The sequence below is a fragment of the Phycicoccus duodecadis genome (assembly GCF_002846495.1).
GTDB classification, from domain to species: Bacteria; Actinomycetota; Actinomycetes; order Actinomycetales; family Dermatophilaceae; genus Phycicoccus; species Phycicoccus duodecadis.
In genome coordinates, this window is sequence record NZ_PJNE01000001.1 from 2,082,620 (window position 1) to 2,098,074 (window position 15,455).

Here is a 15,455-nt window from a genome sequence, read left to right on the forward strand (position 1 = left end):
CGTAAGCCTACGTCGGGCCCGCCGGCGACCGCCGACGGGCCCGAGTCAGGACGAGGCACCGACGCGCACCAGCGAGCGCAGGGTGCGCAGAGCCACCGACAGCGCGGCGATGTTCGGTGCGTCGAGCCGGACGATCCCCGACAGCGCCGCCTTGGCCCGCTGGATGCTGTCCTCGTTGGCCGTGGCCCACAGGGCGTACAGCTCCTCGGGGTCGTGCGAGCCGGTCCCCTCGGAGGCGTCGAGCACCGAGCGGGTCAGCGACTCGAGCACCGCGTAGAGGTCGTCGCGCAGCGCGCCGCGGGCGAGGGCGTCCCACCGGTCGTCGCGCGGCAGGCGGGTGACCTTGCCGAGCATCGCGTCGATCCCGAACCGCTCGGAGACCAGGTAGTACAGCGGCGCGACGTCCGTGGGCGCCCGGCCGGTGTCGGCCGAGATGTCGACGATGTCGAGCAGCGAGTAGCGGTCGAGCAGGGCGGCGGCGTCGAGCGCGAGGTCCTCGGGCACCCCGGCCGCGCGCAGCTCGCCGACGCGCCGCTCGAGGCGGTCGCGCTCCTCGCCGCGCAGCAGCTCGCAGACCCGCGGCGCGAGCTCCTGCACCACACCCGCGAACCGCTCGATCTCGGCGCCGATGTCGAGCACCGACGGCCGCGACGCCAGGAACCAGCGCACGGCGCGGTCCATGAGGCGGCGGAACTCCAGGTAGAGCGCGGTCTGGGCGGCCGTGGGCACGACGGTGTCGAGGGCCTCGACCCGGCGCACGTAGTCGGCCAGCCCGAACACCTCGCGGCACACGACGAAGGCGCGGGTGACCTGCTCGGGGGTGCCGCCGGCCTCCTCCTGCGCCCGGTAGGCGAAGGTGATGCCGCCGCGGTTGACCATCGAGTTCACGACCGCGTTGGTGACGATCTCGCGGCGCAGCGGGTGGCCCGGCAGCTCGTCGGCGTACCGCTCGCGGATCGGCGGCGGGAAGTACTGCGCCAGCGTGGCCTCGAAGTAGGGGTCGTCGGGGATGGCGCTGGCCAGGATGTCGTCCTTGAGCGCGAGCTTGGCGTAGGCCACCAGCACCGAGAACTCCGGGCTCTTCAACCCCAGCCCGTCGTGCTGGCGGGTGGCGAGCTCGGCGTCGCTCGGCAGGAACTCCAGACCCCGGTCGAGGTCACCGCGCTCCTCGAGCCAGCGCATGAAGCGCTCGTGCACCGGGAGCATCGCGTGCTCCTGGGCGCGGGCGTTGCCGAGCAGCACGTTCTGCTCGTAGTTGTCGCGCAGCACGTGCTCGGCGACGTCGTCTGTCATCGAGGCCAGCAGCTCGTTGCGCTCCTCGATGGTCAGCCGGCCCTCGCGCACGACCTCGCCCAGCAGGATCTTGATGTTGACCTCGTGGTCGGAGGTGTCGACCCCGGCCGAGTTGTCGATGGCGTCGGTGTTGACCCGCACGCCGTGGAAGGCGGCCTCGATGCGCCCGAGCTGCGAGAGCCCGAGGTTGCCGCCCTCCCCCACCACGCGCACCCGCAGCTCACGGCCGTCGACCCGGATGGCGTCGTTGGCGCGGTCTCCGATGTCGAGGTGGTCCTCGGTGGCCGCCTTGACGTAGGTGCCGATGCCGCCGTTCCAGAGCAGGTCGACCGGGGCCAGCAGGATGGCGTGGATGAGCTCGGCCGGGGTCGTGGTGGTGACGCCGTCGGCCAGCCCGAGAGCGGCACGCATCTGGGGCGAGACCGGCACGGACTTCAGGGTGCGCGGGAAGACGCCGCCCCCCTCGCTGATCAGGGAGCGGCCGTAGTCGTCCCACGACGAGCGCGGCAGGTCGAAGAGCCGGCGCCGCTCGGCGAACGAGGTCGCCGGGTCGGGGTCGGGGTCGACGAAGACGTGCCGGTGGTCGAAGGCGGCGACCAACCGGATGTGCTCGCTCAGCAGCATCCCGTTGCCGAAGACGTCACCGCTCATGTCACCGACGCCGACCACGGTGAAGTCCTCGGACTGGGTGTCGAGCCCGAGCTCGCGGAAGTGCCGCTTGACCGACTCCCAGGCCCCGCGGGCGGTGATGCCCATCGCCTTGTGGTCGTAGCCGGCCGAGCCCCCGGAGGCGAAGGCGTCGTCGAGCCAGAAGCCGTACGACTGCGCGACCCCGTTGGCGATGTCGGAGAAGGTGGCGGTGCCCTTGTCGGCCGCGACCACCAGGTACGGGTCGTCGCCGTCGTGGCGCACGACCCGCTGCGGGGCCACGACCTCGCCCGAGACGCGGTTGTCGGTGATGTCGAGCAGCCCCGAGATGAAGGTGCGGTAGGCCGCCTTGCCCTCCTCGAGCCAGGCCTCGCGGTCGAGCGCCGGGTCCGGCAGGGCCTTGGGGTAGAAGCCGCCCTTGGAGCCGGTGGGCACGATGACGGCGTTCTTGACCATCTGCGCCTTGACCAGCCCGAGGACCTCGGTCCGGAAGTCCTCGCGGCGGTCGGACCAGCGCAGCCCGCCCCGCGCGACCGGGCCGAACCGCAGGTGCACGCCCTCCACGCGCGGGCTGTAGACGAAGATCTCGAACTGCGGTCGGGGCGCGGGCAGGTCGGGCACCCGGCGCGGGTCGAGCTTCAGCGAGACGTACGGGTGGTGGTCACCGCCGTCGCGGGCGGGCTGGTAGTAGTTCGTGCGCAGCCCGGCCCGGATCACGCCCAGGAAGGCCCGGATGATGCGGTCGTGGTCGAGCGACGAGACCTCGTCGAGCGCCTCGAGCACCGCCTCCGCGGCGGCGTCCTCGGCCTCCGCGCGGGCGGCCCGGCCGGCCTCGTCGTCGGCGAAGCGGTCGGGGTCGAAGCGCACCGACCACAGCTCGACCAGGTCGCGGGCGATCGCGGGGTGCACCACCAGGGCGTCCTCGAGGTAGTCCTGCGAGTACGTGGCGCGGGTCTGGCGCAGGTACTTGGCCACGGCCCGCAGCACCACCACCTGGCGCCAGGGCAGCTGCGCCCCCAGCACCAGCCGGTTGAAGCCGTCGCTCTCGGCGCGGCCGTCCCAGACGGCGGACACCGCGCCCTCGAACAGCTCCCGCAGACGCTCGTGCGGCATGGAGTCCCAGAGGGAGTGGTCGGGCACCCGCAGGCCGAAGTCGTAGACGTGCCGGGCCGCGCCGTCGGCCCGCTGGATCTCGAACGGCTGCTCGTCGACGACCTCGACGCCCATGTGGCTGAAGATCGGCAGGATGTCGGTGAGCGAGAGCGGGTCGACGCGGAACAGCTTGAAGCGGCGGATGTCGTCGCCCCCGCCGAGCGGGCGGTAGAGGGCGACGCTGGTGCCCTGGTCCTCGCCCAGCCGGTCGAGGTGCGAGATGTCGGCCACGCCCTGCCCGACGGTGAAGGTCTCCTCGTACGCGGTCGGGAAGGCGCGGCCGAAGCGCGCCATGAGGCGGTCGCCGTCCTCCTCGCCGTGCGTGGAGACCAGGGTCTCGCCGAGGCGGTCGCTCCAGGTGCGGCTGGTCTCGACCAGGCGCCGCTCGAGGGCCTCCCGCTCGGTGCGGTCGAGCGTGCGCACGTGCCGCCCCCGCGGGACCCGCACGACGAACTGCAGCCGCGCGAGGGCCGACTCGCTGACCCGGGCCGCGAACTCGACCTCCTCGCCGCCGAAGGTCTCCTTGAGGATGTCGGCCATCCGGGTACGCACCGCGGTGTTGTAGCGGTCGCGGGGGAGGTAGACCAGGCACGAGACGAAGCGGCCGAAGTCGTCCTCGCGGAGGAAGAGCTTGGTGCGCCGGCGCTCCTGCAGCTGGGTGACGGCCAGCGCCGTCTCGTAGAGCTGGTCGACCCCGGCCTGGAAGAGCTCGTCGCGCGGGTAGGACTCGAGCACCTCGAGCAGGTCCTTGCCGGTGTGGCTGTCGGGGGCCAGGCCCGAGCGGTCGAGCACGGCGCGGACCTTCTCGGCCACCAGCGGCACCCGCAGCACCGACTCGGTGTAGGCCGTGCTGGCGTAGAGGCCGAGGAAGCGGCGCTCGCCCACCACCTGCCCGCGCTCGTCGTGCGACTTCACGCCCACGTAGTCGAGGTGGGTGACCCGGTGCACGGTCGACTTGGAGTTGGCCTTGGTGAGCACCAGCAGGTCGGGGGCATGCGCCATCGCCGACGCCTCGGGCGTGAGCACGTCGGGCTCGCGCCCGAGCGGCGGGTCGGCGCGCAGCAGGCCGAGGCCCGAGCCGGTGACGGGCACGATGACCTCGCCCTCGGGAGTCTGCTCGAGCCGGTAGTCGCGGTAGCCCAGGAAGGTGAAGTGGTTGTCGGCCATCCAGCGCATGAAGCGGGTGGCCAGGGCGACCTCGTCGGTGTCGACGCCGGGTGGCGGCGCCCCCTCGAGCTCGGCGGCCAGCACCAGGCAGCGGCTGCGCATCTTGGGCCAGTCCTCGACCGCCTGCCGCACGTCCTCGAGCACGCCGCGCACGGTGGCCTCGACCTCGGCCCGGCGCTCCTCGTCACTCTCGCGGTCGATCGAGAGCAGCATCCACGACTCGGCCAGCTCACCCACGGCGCCGCCGCGGAAGGCCTTGGTGATGTCGCGGTCCTCGACCTTCTGCAGGTGGCCCACGGCATCGCGGGTGACGACCAGCTGCGGGTGGATGACCAGGTGGATGTCGACGCCCGCCTGCACCAGCGCGCCGGTGACGGAGTCGACGAGGAAGGGCATGTCGTCGGTGACGACCTGGATGATCGTGCGCGGGTTCGACCAGCCGTCGGTCTCGGTGCTGGGGTTGTAGACCCGCACGTTGGCGGTGCCCGGGGGCCGGTCCTTGGCGAGCCGGAGGTGGCTGTAGGCAGCGCCGGCGAAGGTGTCGGGCGTGCGCGACGTCAGCTCGTCGAGCGGGATGTGGCGGAAGTAGCGGTGGACGAAGGTCGACCCCCAGCCGTCCGGCGCCAGCTCCTCGAACGCGGTGGCGATCGGCGCGACGACCTGGTCGCGGGTGGTGGCCGGGGCGGTCGACATATGGGTGGTCGCACTCCTTGGTCGGGTGACACCGCGGCGGATGCGGGCCACGTCCTCGTGTCCTCGGAGCGAGCCTATCCACTCCGGGCCGCGCGGGATCGGCGGGTGGCCGGGCCCGTTGTCTCGCCCACGGGACGCCGGAGCCGCGACGGAGGGTGGGGCGCGGCCCGGGGTCAGGCCCCGGCGTCCCCGGCCACGACGTCGAGGTGCGCCAGGGTCGGGTCGGCCGCGTAGGCGATCCGGCTGCCGGCCGCCCGGGCCGCGGCGAGGGCGTCGAGCGCCGCCGCGGTGACCCGCTCCCCCGGCGCCAGCACCGGGATGCCGGGCGGGTAGGGCGCGACCAGCTCGGCGCTGACCCGGCCCACGGCGTCCCGGGTGGCCACCCGCTCGCGGGGAGCGAAGAAGGCCGCCCGCGGCGACATCGCGGTGACGGGGTCGACGGCCCAGACACCGGCCCCGGCGGTGGCGCGAGGGCGGCCCCGGTGGCGCTCGACGGACGCGACGAGGCGTTCGGTGAGGGTGCGCAGGTCGGCGTCGCGGTCGGCCAGGGTGACGACCGCGACGAGGGTGTCGCGGTCGGCCATCTCGACCGGCATCCCGGCGGTCACGAGGTCGGCCTCGACCGCCGTGCCGTCGGCCCCGGTGCCCGCCAGGAGCAGCACCAGCCGGGTCGGGTCGACCCCGGGGCCGTCGAGGAGGGTGAGGCCCTCGACCGCGGCCAGGCGCCGGCGAGCCCCGGCCACCGCCTCGACGACCTCGCCCAGCAGGGCCTCGCCGTCGCGCTCGAGGAGCGCCCGGGCGGCGTCGATACTGGCCAGGATGCCGCCGTGGGGGCTGGTGGTGGCGGTGGCCTCGACCCCGGCCTCGAGGCGCGCCGGGTCGATCCGGTCGCCCCGGGCCAGGACGAGGGCGCCCTGGGAGACGGCGGGCAGCATCTTGTGCGCGCTGGTGACGACGGCGTCGGCGCCGAGGGCGATGGCGTGCGGCGGCAGGGCCGGGTGGAAGCCGAGGTGCGCGCCCCAGGCGGCGTCGACGACGAGCGGGATGCCGCGACCGCCACCGTGCGCGTGGGCGACCGCCGCCAGGGCGCCGACGTCGCCGACGGTGCCGACGTACGAGGGCTCGCCGACGACCACGGCCACGGCGTCGGGGGCGGCCGCCAGCGCGGTGGCGACGTCGTCGGGATGCACGCCCACGGGCAGCCCGTGGTGCGGGTCGACGCGGGGGCGCACCCACACCGGCTCCAGGCCGGCCAGGACCAGGCCCAGCAGCATCGAGCGGTGCAGGGTGCGCGAGACGACGACCCGGTCGCCGGGGCGGCCCAGCGCCAGCGCGACCGCCTGGTTGCCGTGCGTGGAGCCCCCGACCGAGAAGCGGGCCCGGTCCGCGCCCCAGGCGCGGGCCGCCCGCGCCTCGGCCTCGGCCAGCACCCCGCGGGCCAGGCCCATGGTGTCGAGGCCGGCGTACAGCGGCACGTCGCCCGCCACCACGTCGCCGACGAGGTCGAGCCGGTGCTTGTGCCCCGGGATGGTGAACGGGGTGGGCGCCTCCTCGAGGAAGCGGAGCCAGGCGTCGAGCAGCGGCGCGTCATCGCGCAGGCCGCGGGGGTCAGTGGGCACCGGAGCCCCCGGCGGCGGCGCGCAGGGCGCCCGGCAGGGCGCGCACGAACCGCCGCAGCTGGGCCAGGTCGAGCCACTCGTCGACGGCGTGCAGGCCGCCGCCGCCCGGCCCGCAGACCACCGTGGGGATGCCGGCGTCCTGCCAGAGCGGTGACTCCATCCAGTACGGCGCGTCGAGGGTGCCGGGCTCGGCGCCCTGCGTGACCAGCCGGTCGCGCAGGGCACGCGCCAGATGGGCGGCGGGGCCGTCGGCGTCGAGCCGCCACGCCTCGCGAGCGTGGCTGAGGGTGGCGGTGGCGGTGACCCCGGGCTCGGCGGTGCGGAGGTCGACGAGCAGCGCCTCCACCTCGGCCAGGGCGTCACCGGCCCACTCGCCCGGGACGGTGCGGCGCTCGACGACGACGCGGGCGCGCGACGGCACGGTGAACGGGGCCCGGCCGGCCTCGACGACGGTGACCATCAGCGAGCCCCCGGCGACGGCCACGACGCGGCCCGCGGCCTCGACCTCGGCCACCAGCCGGGCTGCGAGATGGGCGGTGTTGACGCCGAGCTCGGGCTGCGAGGAGTGCGCCGCCCGCCCGTGCAGCTCGACCTCCACGACCGCGTAGCCCCGGTGCGACGTGCAGATGTCCAGCCCGGTCGGCTCGGCCACCAGCGCGACGTCGGGGTGCAGGCCCAGACCGGGCAGCGCCGTGAGCACGGCCTCGGTGCCGAGCGAGCGGTCCTCCTCGTCGGCGACCAGGGCGAGCACGACCCGCGGGGCCTCGGGGTCGGCGGCCACGGCCTCGGCCGCCACCACCAGGGCCGCCACGCCGCCCTTCATGTCGCACGCGCCGCGGCCGACGAGCCGGTCACCGTCGACGCGGGCGGCGAAGGGCTCGCCCATCCCGTCGACGCCCACGGTGTCGAGGTGGCCGTTGAGCAGCACGGTGACCGGGCGCGGCTCCGGGGTCCAGGCGAGCAGGCTCGGGCGGTCGGTCGCGCCGCCCTGCGGGAGCACGACCTCGGTGGCCCAGTCCGCGGCGGCGAGACGGGCGCGCAGGAGCTCGACGGCCGCGCCCTCCCCGGCGGCGCCGGGCACCAGGCCGGGGTTGACGGTGTCGAGGGACACCAGGCGGACGGCCAGGGCGGTGGCGGTGGCGGCGAGGTCGGCGGGGTCGGGCACGGGCGCGACGATACGCAGGAGGCGGTGTCGGCTCAGGCGCCCGGGCGCCGGCCGAAGAGGTTCATCGCCGTGAAGGTCATGACCGGGTCGTCGTCCTGGTTGAGCGTCGTCACCGCGGTGTGCACCAGGCCTCGGTCGGGCTTGGTGCGCGACACCCGCGCCGCCTGCACCGCGACCCGCATCCGCAGGCGGTCCCCCGGGCGCACCGGGCGTGGCCAGCGCAGCTCGTCGATGCCGGGCGACGCGAGGCTGGCGACGTGCGAGACGTAGTGGTCGACGTACATCCGCATCGTGACCGCCAGGGTCTGCACCCCGCTGGCGATCAGGCCGCCGAACGGGCCCGCGGCCGCCAGCACCGGGTCGTCGTGGATGGTCTGCGGGTCGTAGCGCCGCGCGAAGTCGATGATCTCCTGCTCGCCGACCCCGACGTGGCCGAACTCGTAGGTGCTGCCGGGACGGTAGTCCTCGAAGTACCGGTCCCCGGGAGGCGTGGGCAGGTCGGCGTCGCTGAGCAGGTGCGTGGAGGTCATGCCTCCCACTCTCACAGACCCCGCCGATGATGACAGGGCCTGTGGGCAACTCCGTGGCCGTCCCGCGCGACCCCGTTACGGTGGCTCCGTGCCCCTGCGACCCGACCCGGAGCGCGCCCGCGCGGCCCTCGCCGCGCTCGACGCCGTGCGCGAGGTCGCGGCCACGGGCGAGGACGACGTGCTGGCCTGTCTCGTCGTCACGGGCGAGCCGGCGGCCCAGCGCGTGCTGGACGACTGGCTCGACCAGGTCGCCGACACCCTGCGCGCCCTGGGCGAGACCGCCGACGAGCTCGCCCTGGCCCTCGCCGGCCACCAGGGCGCCGTCGGTGCCGACCCGTCCGGTCCGGCGGCCGCCGACCGCCAGGTGACCCCCCTGCCCGGCCGGGCGCATCCGGCCCGGGAGGGCGGCCGATGACCCTGGTGCCCGGCGACCCCGCGTCGCTGTCGGCCTGCGCCGTCACCGTCGCCGCGGTGGCGAGGCGGCTGCGCGAGGGCGCCGCCGCGGCCGGGCCGGCGCTGGCCGACCTCGGGGAGGGGTGGGGCGGCCGCTCGTCGGTGGCCCTGCGCCGGCGGGGAGACTCCCTGGTGGGCGCCATCGCCACGACCGCCGACCGCCTCGACGACCTCGGCCGGGTGCTCCAGGACCACGCCACCGACCTCGCCGGGCTGCTGGCCCGGGCCCGGGCGCTCGAGGAGCGTGCCATGGCCGCGGGGCTCGAGGTGCGCGACGGGCGCGTGCTGCCACCGTGGGGGGTCCTGGCCGAGGCCGACGCGGGCACCGACCGGTCGCGCCGCGAGGCCGCCGCGGCCCTCCAGGCCGAGCTCGACCTGGTGCTGAGCCAGCACCGCCGTCGCCGCGACTTCGTGCTGCGCACCCTTCGCGCGTCGGGCGAGACGCTGGCCGAGGTGTCCCACGCGCTGCGGCGCGGATGAGACGATCGCCCTACTCCGACCGACGAAAGGGACCCGAGTGCGACTCACCAGGCGAGAGCAGCTGGACGCGACCCCCGAGGAGGTCTACGCGGTCATCACCGACCCGGGCTTCCAGGAGGAGAAGTGCGCGGCCACGAGCGAAGGCGGGGCCCACGAGGTGCGCGTCACCGAGACCGGCGGCGGCCACGCGGTGCACACCAGCCGCCAGCTCCCGGCCACCGGGTTGCCCGACGTCGCCCGCTCGTTCGTCGGCGACACCCTGACCGTGGTCGAGGACTACGCGTGGGGCGCGCCGGCGGCCGACGGCTCGCGCCAGGCGAGCGTCGACATGCACGTCAAGGGCGCCCCGCTCACCATGAAGGGCACCCTTCGGCTCGAGCCCGCGGGGGCCGGCTCGGTGCAGGTGCTCGACGCCGAGCTCAAGGCCAACGTGCCGTTCCTCGGCGGCAGCATCGAGAAGTCGGCGGCCGGCCCCATCAACGCGGCCATCGAGCTGGAGATCGGGATGATCCGCGAGCGCCTCACCCGCTGACACAAGGGCTCCTGCACGAGACCCCGGCTGCGAGCCGGGGTCTCGTGCCCTTTTCGGGGTCACCCCGAAAAGCTGAGGCCGTGAGGCGGGTGCGGCGTGGGGGCGGGGCGCGTCAGCCCATGTGCGGGTAGCGGTGGTCGGTCGGGGGGACCAGGGTCTCCTTGATCGAGCGGGTCGACGTCCAGCGCATCAGGTTGGCCGCCGAGCCCGCCTTGTCGTTGGTGCCCGACGCCCGCCCGCCTCCGAACGGCTGCTGCCCCACGACGGCCCCGGTGGGCTTGTCGTTGACGTAGAAGTTGCCGGCGGCGAAGCGCAGGCGGTGCGTGGCGTCGGCGATGGCCGCCCGGTCCTGGGCGATGACCGCGCCCGTCAGCGCGTACGGCGAGACCGACTCGAGCTGGTCGAGGACCTTGTCGTACTGCCGGTCCGGGTAGACGTGCACCGCGAGGATCGGCCCGAAGTACTCGGTGGTGAACATCTCGTCGCTTGGGTCGCTGCCGACGACGATGGTGGGGCGCACGAACCAGCCCTCGCGGTCGTCGTAGGTGCCGCCGGCCACGACGTCGAGGTCGCCGGAGGCGTGGGCCCGGTCGATCGCCGCCTTGTGCTTCGCGAAGGCGCGCTCGTCGATGACGGCGCCCATGAAGTTCGACAGGTCGGTGACGTCGCCCATCGTGAGGCCCTCGGTCAGCCCCACGAGGTCGGCCCGGATGCGCTTCCACACCGAGCGCGGCACGTAGGCGCGGGAGGCGGCCGAGCACTTCTGGCCCTGGTACTCGAAGGCACCGCGGATCATCGCGGTCCGCAGCACGTCGGGGTCGGCGCTGGGGTGGGCCAGGATGAAGTCCTTGCCGCCGGTCTCGCCGACGATGCGCGGGTAGTGCCGGTAGGTCGTGAGGTTCTCGCCGATGGTGCGCCACAGGTGCTGGAACGTGGCCGTCGACCCGGTGAAGTGCAGGCCCGCGAAGTCCGGGTGCGCCAGCGCCACGTCGGAGACCGCCACGCCGTCACCGGTCACGAGGTTGATGACGCCGGGCGGCATCCCGGCCTCCTCGAGCAGCTCCAGGGTCAGCTGGGCGGCGAGCTGCTGGGTGGGCGAGGGCTTCCACACGACGGTGTTGCCCATCAGGGCCGGCGCGGTGGGCAGGTTGCCGGCGATCGCGGTGAAGTTGAACGGCGTGACCGCGTACACGAAGCCCTCGAGGGAGCGGTGGTCGCTGCGGTTCCAGACCCCGCGCGAGTTCGCCGGCGGCTGCTCCTCGAGGATCTGGCGGGCGAAGTGCACGTTGAAGCGCCAGAAGTCGACGAGCTCGCACGTGGCGTCGATCTCGGCCTGGTAGGCGGTCTTGCTCTGCCCGAGCATGGTGGCGGCGTTGAGCCGGGCGCGCCAGGGGCCGGCCAGCAGGTCGGCGGCCTTGAGCAGGATGCCGGCCCGGTCGTCGAACGATAGCTCGCGCCACCCGGGGGCGGCGGCGGTGGCGGCCTCGACGGCGGTGGCCGCGTCCGCCTTCGTGGCGCTCTTCGACACGCCGAGGACGGTGCGCCGCGCATCCGGCCGGCGCACCTCGAAGCGTCTGCCCCCGCCCATCACGCGGCGGCCGCCGATGGTGTGCGGCAGCTCGTGCTGCACCGAGCCGAGCTCGGCCAGGGCGACCTCGAGCGACGCGCGCTCGGGGCTGCCGGGCGCGTAGTCGAGGACGGTCTCGTTGACGGGGGTGGGGACGTGGGTCACAGCGTCCATGGGGTGGGGCACCTCGCTCGGGTCACGACGTCGGGATGCCGCCCACTCTCGCCCCCGGCGCTCCCGCGACGCAACTCGCCGGCGGGCGAGCGCTGGGTCGCCGGCCGGGCGGTGGTCAGTCGGTGGCGAGGAGGTCGATGACGGCGCCGAGCTCGGTGACGTCGAACCAGAGCAGGTCGACGGTGCCGGTGTCGCCGGGCGACTCGTCGACGTGGAAGGACACCAGCCGGGCGCGCGCCAGCGGGGCGAGGAGCTCGACCCGGCTGGGCACGTCGGCCGAGGCCGGCACCGCGACCACGCCGCCGTCGACGTCGGCCGCGGCGACGACGCGCCGGGTCGGGCCGTCGCGCAGACCGTCGGCCTCCTCGGTGGCCGCGACCCAGGCGAGGTGCTCGAGCTCCTCCTCGTCGACGGTGAGCCCCGGGCGGCCCAGCGCGGGCGTCACCCCGTGGGCCGCGAGGGGCACCGGGCCGAGGTCGGCGCCGTCCATCAGGGCGTCGAGGTCGGCGGCGGTCAGCGGCAGGTAGACCCGGGTCTGGGGCATCGGGAGGGCTCCTCGGTGGTGCGGATGGTCAGCGGGCGCGGGCGCGGGGGGCGTCGAGCAGCTCCTGGAGCGCGTCGACCAGCCCACGACCCAGGACGTCGGCGTCGGGCAGGGCGTCGCGGTCGGCGTACAGGCCGTAGTACACCCCGCCGTCGTACGAGGTCAGCCCGATCGAGAGCGCCTGCCCGGCGCCCAGGGGGGTCACCGGGTAGGTGGCGACCATCTGCGCGCCGTCGGCGTACCGGGGCGTCTGCGGTCCGGGGACGTTGGTGATGACGACGTTGTGCATCCGCCGCGAGACCATCCCGCCCAGGCGGGCTCCGAGCGCGTGCATGGTCGGCGGCGCGAACCCGCTGATGCCGGTCAGCGCCTCGGCCGACACCGCCCGCCGCCCGCCCGCCTCGGTCTGCTGCCGCATCGAGAACGCGATCTGGTGCAGGCGCATCGAGGGCTTGGGCTCCCCCACCGGCAGGTCGACGAAGCACGCGACGATCTCAGCGCCCGGTGCGTCGTCCTCGCCGTCGCCGGGCCGCACCGACACCGGCACCAGGGCGCGCACGGTGGTGCCCGGGTACACCGGCTCGCCGCGGGTCAGCAGCCACGACCGGAAGGCCCCCGCCACCGTGGCGAGCACGACGTCGTTGATGGTGACCTCCTCGGCGAAGGAGCCCTGGCCGAGGCGGCTGCGCACCGCCCGGTAGTCGTCGAGGTCGGTACCGACCATCACGTAACGGCGGGCCCGGCCGACCGAGGCGTTGAGCGGTGAGGTGGGAGCGGGCCGGGCCGAGAGGCGGGCCAGGACCGACACGACGTCACCGGCCACCGAGGCCACCCTGCCGACGGTCTTGGTGACGTCGTCGATGCCGCCGCGCACGGTGTCGACCAGCTGGCTCGGGGTGCGGACGACGTCGGCCAGCGCGCCGACCAGCAGCTCGGCCGAGGTGGGCTCGGGTCGCGGGCGCCAGGTGGCCTGCACGCCGTCGACACCGCTCTGGTTGCCGTCGACCAGGACGTTGCCGATGTCGACGCCGTGCACGCCGTCGACGAGGCTGTGGTGGCTCTTGGTGATGATGGCGAAGCGGCCGTCGGCCAGGCCCTCGACGAGGTAGATCTCCCAGAGGGGCCGCGAGCGGTCGAGGGGGCGCGGGAGGATGCGGGCGACGAGCTCCTCGAGCTGCTCGTCCGATCCCGGGCGGGGCAGCGCGCTGCGGCGCACGTGGTAGCTGAGGTCGAAGGCGGTGTCGTCGACCCACACCGGGTTGGCGAGCCCGACCGGCACCTCCTTGATGCGCTGGCGGTACCGCGGCACGTAGGCGATGCGCTCGCTGATCAGCGAGACCAGGTTCTCGTAGTCGAAGCCGCCCTCGGGGACGTCGAACACCAGGACGGAGCCGACGTGCATGGGCGTGGCGGCGTCCTCCAGGCGGAGGAAGGAGGTGTCGAGCGTGCTCAGCCGGTCTGCCACGGGCCCATGGTGTCAGACGCGCACGCGGCGACGGCGGCCGTGGCGGGTGCTGCCCAGCGCCTGGGCACACCGCGGGTCGAGCTCGGCGGCCAGGCCCGCGACCGCCACGGTCAGCGGCGAGCGGGGGCGGACCTCGGTGAGCGAGCGCCCGGCCAGCACGGCGGCGTCGCAGTCGTCGGGGGCCCAGGGCAGCATCCGCACCTCCTCGAGCCCGGCGAACCGGCCCAGGACCTCGCGGATGGCGCGCTCGGGCCGGGGCCCGGCGACCTCGGCCCGGACCTTGTTGACGACCACGAGCGGGCGCGGCGCGGGCCGGACGGCCACCTCCTGCACGCCGCGCACCAACCGCTGCAGCGAGACCGGGTCGGCGGCCCCGACCGCCACGAGGTGGTCGGCCGCCTCCAGGGCGGTCAGGGTGGCCGCGTTGCGCCGGGGCGCGGCGGTGTCGTAGCTGAGCTCCTCGTCGTCCTCGAGCGCGAAGCCGACGTCGACCACGACGTGCTCGGCCACCGCGCGCGCGAGCCGCAGCAGGTCCTCGACGGCGGCGGCCCGCAGCTCGGGCCAGCGGTCGGCCCGCGGCAGGCCGGTGAGGACACGCAGCCCCGGGAGGGCCTCGGGCGCCAGCCGCGCCAGGCCGGGCACGTCGAGGGTGCCCTGCTCCGAGGCCCGCGCCGCGGCGGCCACCCCCGGGGCCTCGTCGGCCATCCCGAGCAGCTGCGCGACCGAGGCACCCCAGGTGTCGAGGTCGACCAGCAGGGTGCGCACACCCGAGCCCGCCAGACCGGCGGCCAGCGTGACGGCCACGGTGCTGCGGCCCGGGGCGCCCGTCGGGCCCCAGACGACCGTGACGGGGGTGCGGACGCGGGGCGCGTCCGGCCCGACGTCGACCGGGGGTGCGGCGACGGGGAGCGGCTGGGAGGTCGTGGCCTCGGCCAGCCCGGCCAGGGCGGCGCCCACCGCCGACGGGGCGTCGCCGGGATGCAGGAGGGTCGCGACCCCGAGCTGGCGGAGGCGGCGCTCGCCCTCCTCGTCGGCGGGGTCGACGAAGCCGGCCACCCGTACCCCGTGGCCGGCCAGGTGGCGCAGGGCGTCGCGGTCGAGGCCGCGCAGGTCGGCCGACACGACCGCGACGCGGGCCACCCCGGCCGCTCCGGCCGAGAGCAGCTCGGCGAGGTCGGCGCAGCGCCGCACCAGGGTCAGGCCCGGGGCGTCGCCCACGGCCGCGACGACGGCGGTCTCGTGGTGGTGCGAGACCGCCGTGAGGACGGTCGTCACGACTCCGAGCCCCCGACGGCGCTGCCCGGCACCGGGACCAGCGTGATGCGCGAGCCGAGGTCGACGTCGGCCACGAGGTCGCGCACCGACTCGCGCGGCACCATCACCTGCACGGCCCGGGTCTGGTCGGCGCCGCCGAGGACCGCGTCCTCCTCCGCCAGCCGGACGACCGCCACCCGTTCGAGCACGCGCTCGGGCCCGGCGAACGTCGCCCGGCCCACCCCCGTGCCGGCCACCGGCCGGTTGACGTAGACGTCGACCAGCGAGCCGCGGGCCAGCGCCGAGGCCGACGTGGCGTCGACCAGCAGCGAGAGCTGCTGCACGCCCACCGACGAGGCCGGGCCCACCCCCGCGGCGGGCACCAGCTCACCGGGGCCGAGGTTGCGCAGGGCGAAGGTGTCGGGCGGCAGGGGCGCGTCGGCGGGCAGGTAGCGGGCGGTGCCGTCGCCCAGCTGGACCTGCACCACCGTGACGTCGCCGGGTTCGAGCCGTTCGCCGGGGCCGACGAAGCCGGTGGCGGCGTAGACGGGCACGCGGTGGTCGGCCCGGGCCAGGGCCAGCGCGCCCAGGACGGTCGAGACGAGGACGAGCAGGACCCCCACGAGCAGCCGGGAGTCGCGCCACGACGGGGCGCGCAGCCGCGTCGCGGTGGGTGTCGGCAGTTCACTCATGGCGGCGATGATGCCGGAGGCCCGCGC

Annotated in this window: 12 protein-coding genes; 3 read left to right on the top strand and 9 right to left on the bottom strand. The window is 75.2% G+C overall.

The features are described 5' to 3' along the window. Nucleotides 1-45 precede the first annotated feature (45 nt). The 4 genes from ATL31_RS09820 to ATL31_RS09835 all read right to left on the bottom strand — a co-directional run bounded on the left by ATL31_RS09820 (nucleotide 46) and on the right by ATL31_RS09835 (nucleotide 8,267). Complete coding sequence (locus ATL31_RS09820; protein WP_101395609.1) at nucleotides 46-4,953, bottom strand: NAD-glutamate dehydrogenase; 4,908 nt, start codon at nucleotides 4,951-4,953, stop codon at nucleotides 46-48. A gap of 173 nt (nucleotides 4,954-5,126) precedes the next feature. Next, nucleotides 5,127-6,572 (bottom strand): aminotransferase class I/II-fold pyridoxal phosphate-dependent enzyme, encoded by a 1,446-nt coding sequence (locus ATL31_RS09825; RefSeq protein WP_101395610.1) that lies wholly within the window; start codon nucleotides 6,570-6,572, stop codon nucleotides 5,127-5,129. Further along, a complete protein-coding gene (locus tag ATL31_RS09830) occupies nucleotides 6,562-7,737 on the bottom strand; it encodes a M20 family metallopeptidase (RefSeq protein ID WP_101395611.1) in 1,176 nt (391 codons plus the stop codon). The genes ATL31_RS09825 and ATL31_RS09830 overlap by 11 nt, the downstream gene beginning before the upstream one ends. A 32-nt stretch (nucleotides 7,738-7,769) precedes the next feature. Then, nucleotides 7,770-8,267, bottom strand: coding sequence for a MaoC family dehydratase (locus ATL31_RS09835; protein WP_101395612.1), 498 nt, complete (start codon nucleotides 8,265-8,267; stop codon nucleotides 7,770-7,772). An 88-nt stretch (nucleotides 8,268-8,355) separates the two neighbouring features. Here ATL31_RS09835 and ATL31_RS09840 point away from each other — a divergent pair, with 88 nt between their 5' ends. Genes ATL31_RS09840 through ATL31_RS09850 form a run of 3 tightly spaced genes read left to right on the top strand, consistent with a single transcriptional unit; the run spans nucleotide 8,356 to nucleotide 9,732 of the window. Beyond that, the gene (locus ATL31_RS09840) at nucleotides 8,356-8,682 is read left to right on the top strand and encodes a hypothetical protein (protein ID WP_101395613.1); all 327 of its coding nucleotides are present in this window, start codon (nucleotides 8,356-8,358) and stop codon (nucleotides 8,680-8,682) included. Continuing rightward, nucleotides 8,679-9,200, top strand: coding sequence for a hypothetical protein (locus ATL31_RS09845; RefSeq protein ID WP_101395614.1), 522 nt, complete (start codon nucleotides 8,679-8,681; stop codon nucleotides 9,198-9,200). Before ATL31_RS09840 ends, ATL31_RS09845 begins: the two co-directional genes overlap by 4 nt. Nucleotides 9,201-9,237: 37 nt before the next feature. Continuing rightward, a complete protein-coding gene (locus ATL31_RS09850; protein ID WP_158239828.1) occupies nucleotides 9,238-9,732 on the top strand; it encodes a DUF2505 domain-containing protein in 495 nt (164 codons plus the stop codon). A gap of 112 nt (nucleotides 9,733-9,844) precedes the next feature. Here ATL31_RS09850 and pruA read toward each other — a convergent pair whose 3' ends face one another. From pruA to ATL31_RS09875, 5 genes are all read right to left on the bottom strand, one after another. After that, nucleotides 9,845-11,473 (bottom strand): L-glutamate gamma-semialdehyde dehydrogenase, encoded by a 1,629-nt coding sequence (gene pruA / locus ATL31_RS09855; protein ID WP_101395616.1) that lies wholly within the window; start codon nucleotides 11,471-11,473, stop codon nucleotides 9,845-9,847. Nucleotides 11,474-11,588: 115 nt separating this feature from the next. Next, entirely contained in the window at nucleotides 11,589-12,017 is a 429-nt protein-coding gene (locus tag ATL31_RS09860; protein ID WP_101395617.1) for a DUF6912 family protein, read from the bottom strand. Nucleotides 12,018-12,045: 28 nt separating this feature from the next. Continuing rightward, on the bottom strand, nucleotides 12,046-13,482 hold the full coding sequence (locus tag ATL31_RS09865) for a WS/DGAT/MGAT family O-acyltransferase (protein ID WP_101395618.1): 1,437 nt from the start codon (nucleotides 13,480-13,482) through the stop codon (nucleotides 12,046-12,048). Between the two features lie 12 nt (nucleotides 13,483-13,494). Then, on the bottom strand, nucleotides 13,495-14,757 hold the full coding sequence (locus ATL31_RS09870) for a CpaE/TadZ family protein (RefSeq protein ID WP_143598367.1): 1,263 nt from the start codon (nucleotides 14,755-14,757) through the stop codon (nucleotides 13,495-13,497). Beyond that, nucleotides 14,754-15,428 (bottom strand): CpaB family protein, encoded by a 675-nt coding sequence (locus tag ATL31_RS09875; protein WP_101395619.1) that lies wholly within the window; start codon nucleotides 15,426-15,428, stop codon nucleotides 14,754-14,756. The genes ATL31_RS09870 and ATL31_RS09875 overlap by 4 nt, the downstream gene beginning before the upstream one ends. Between the last annotated feature and the right edge of the window lie 27 nt (nucleotides 15,429-15,455).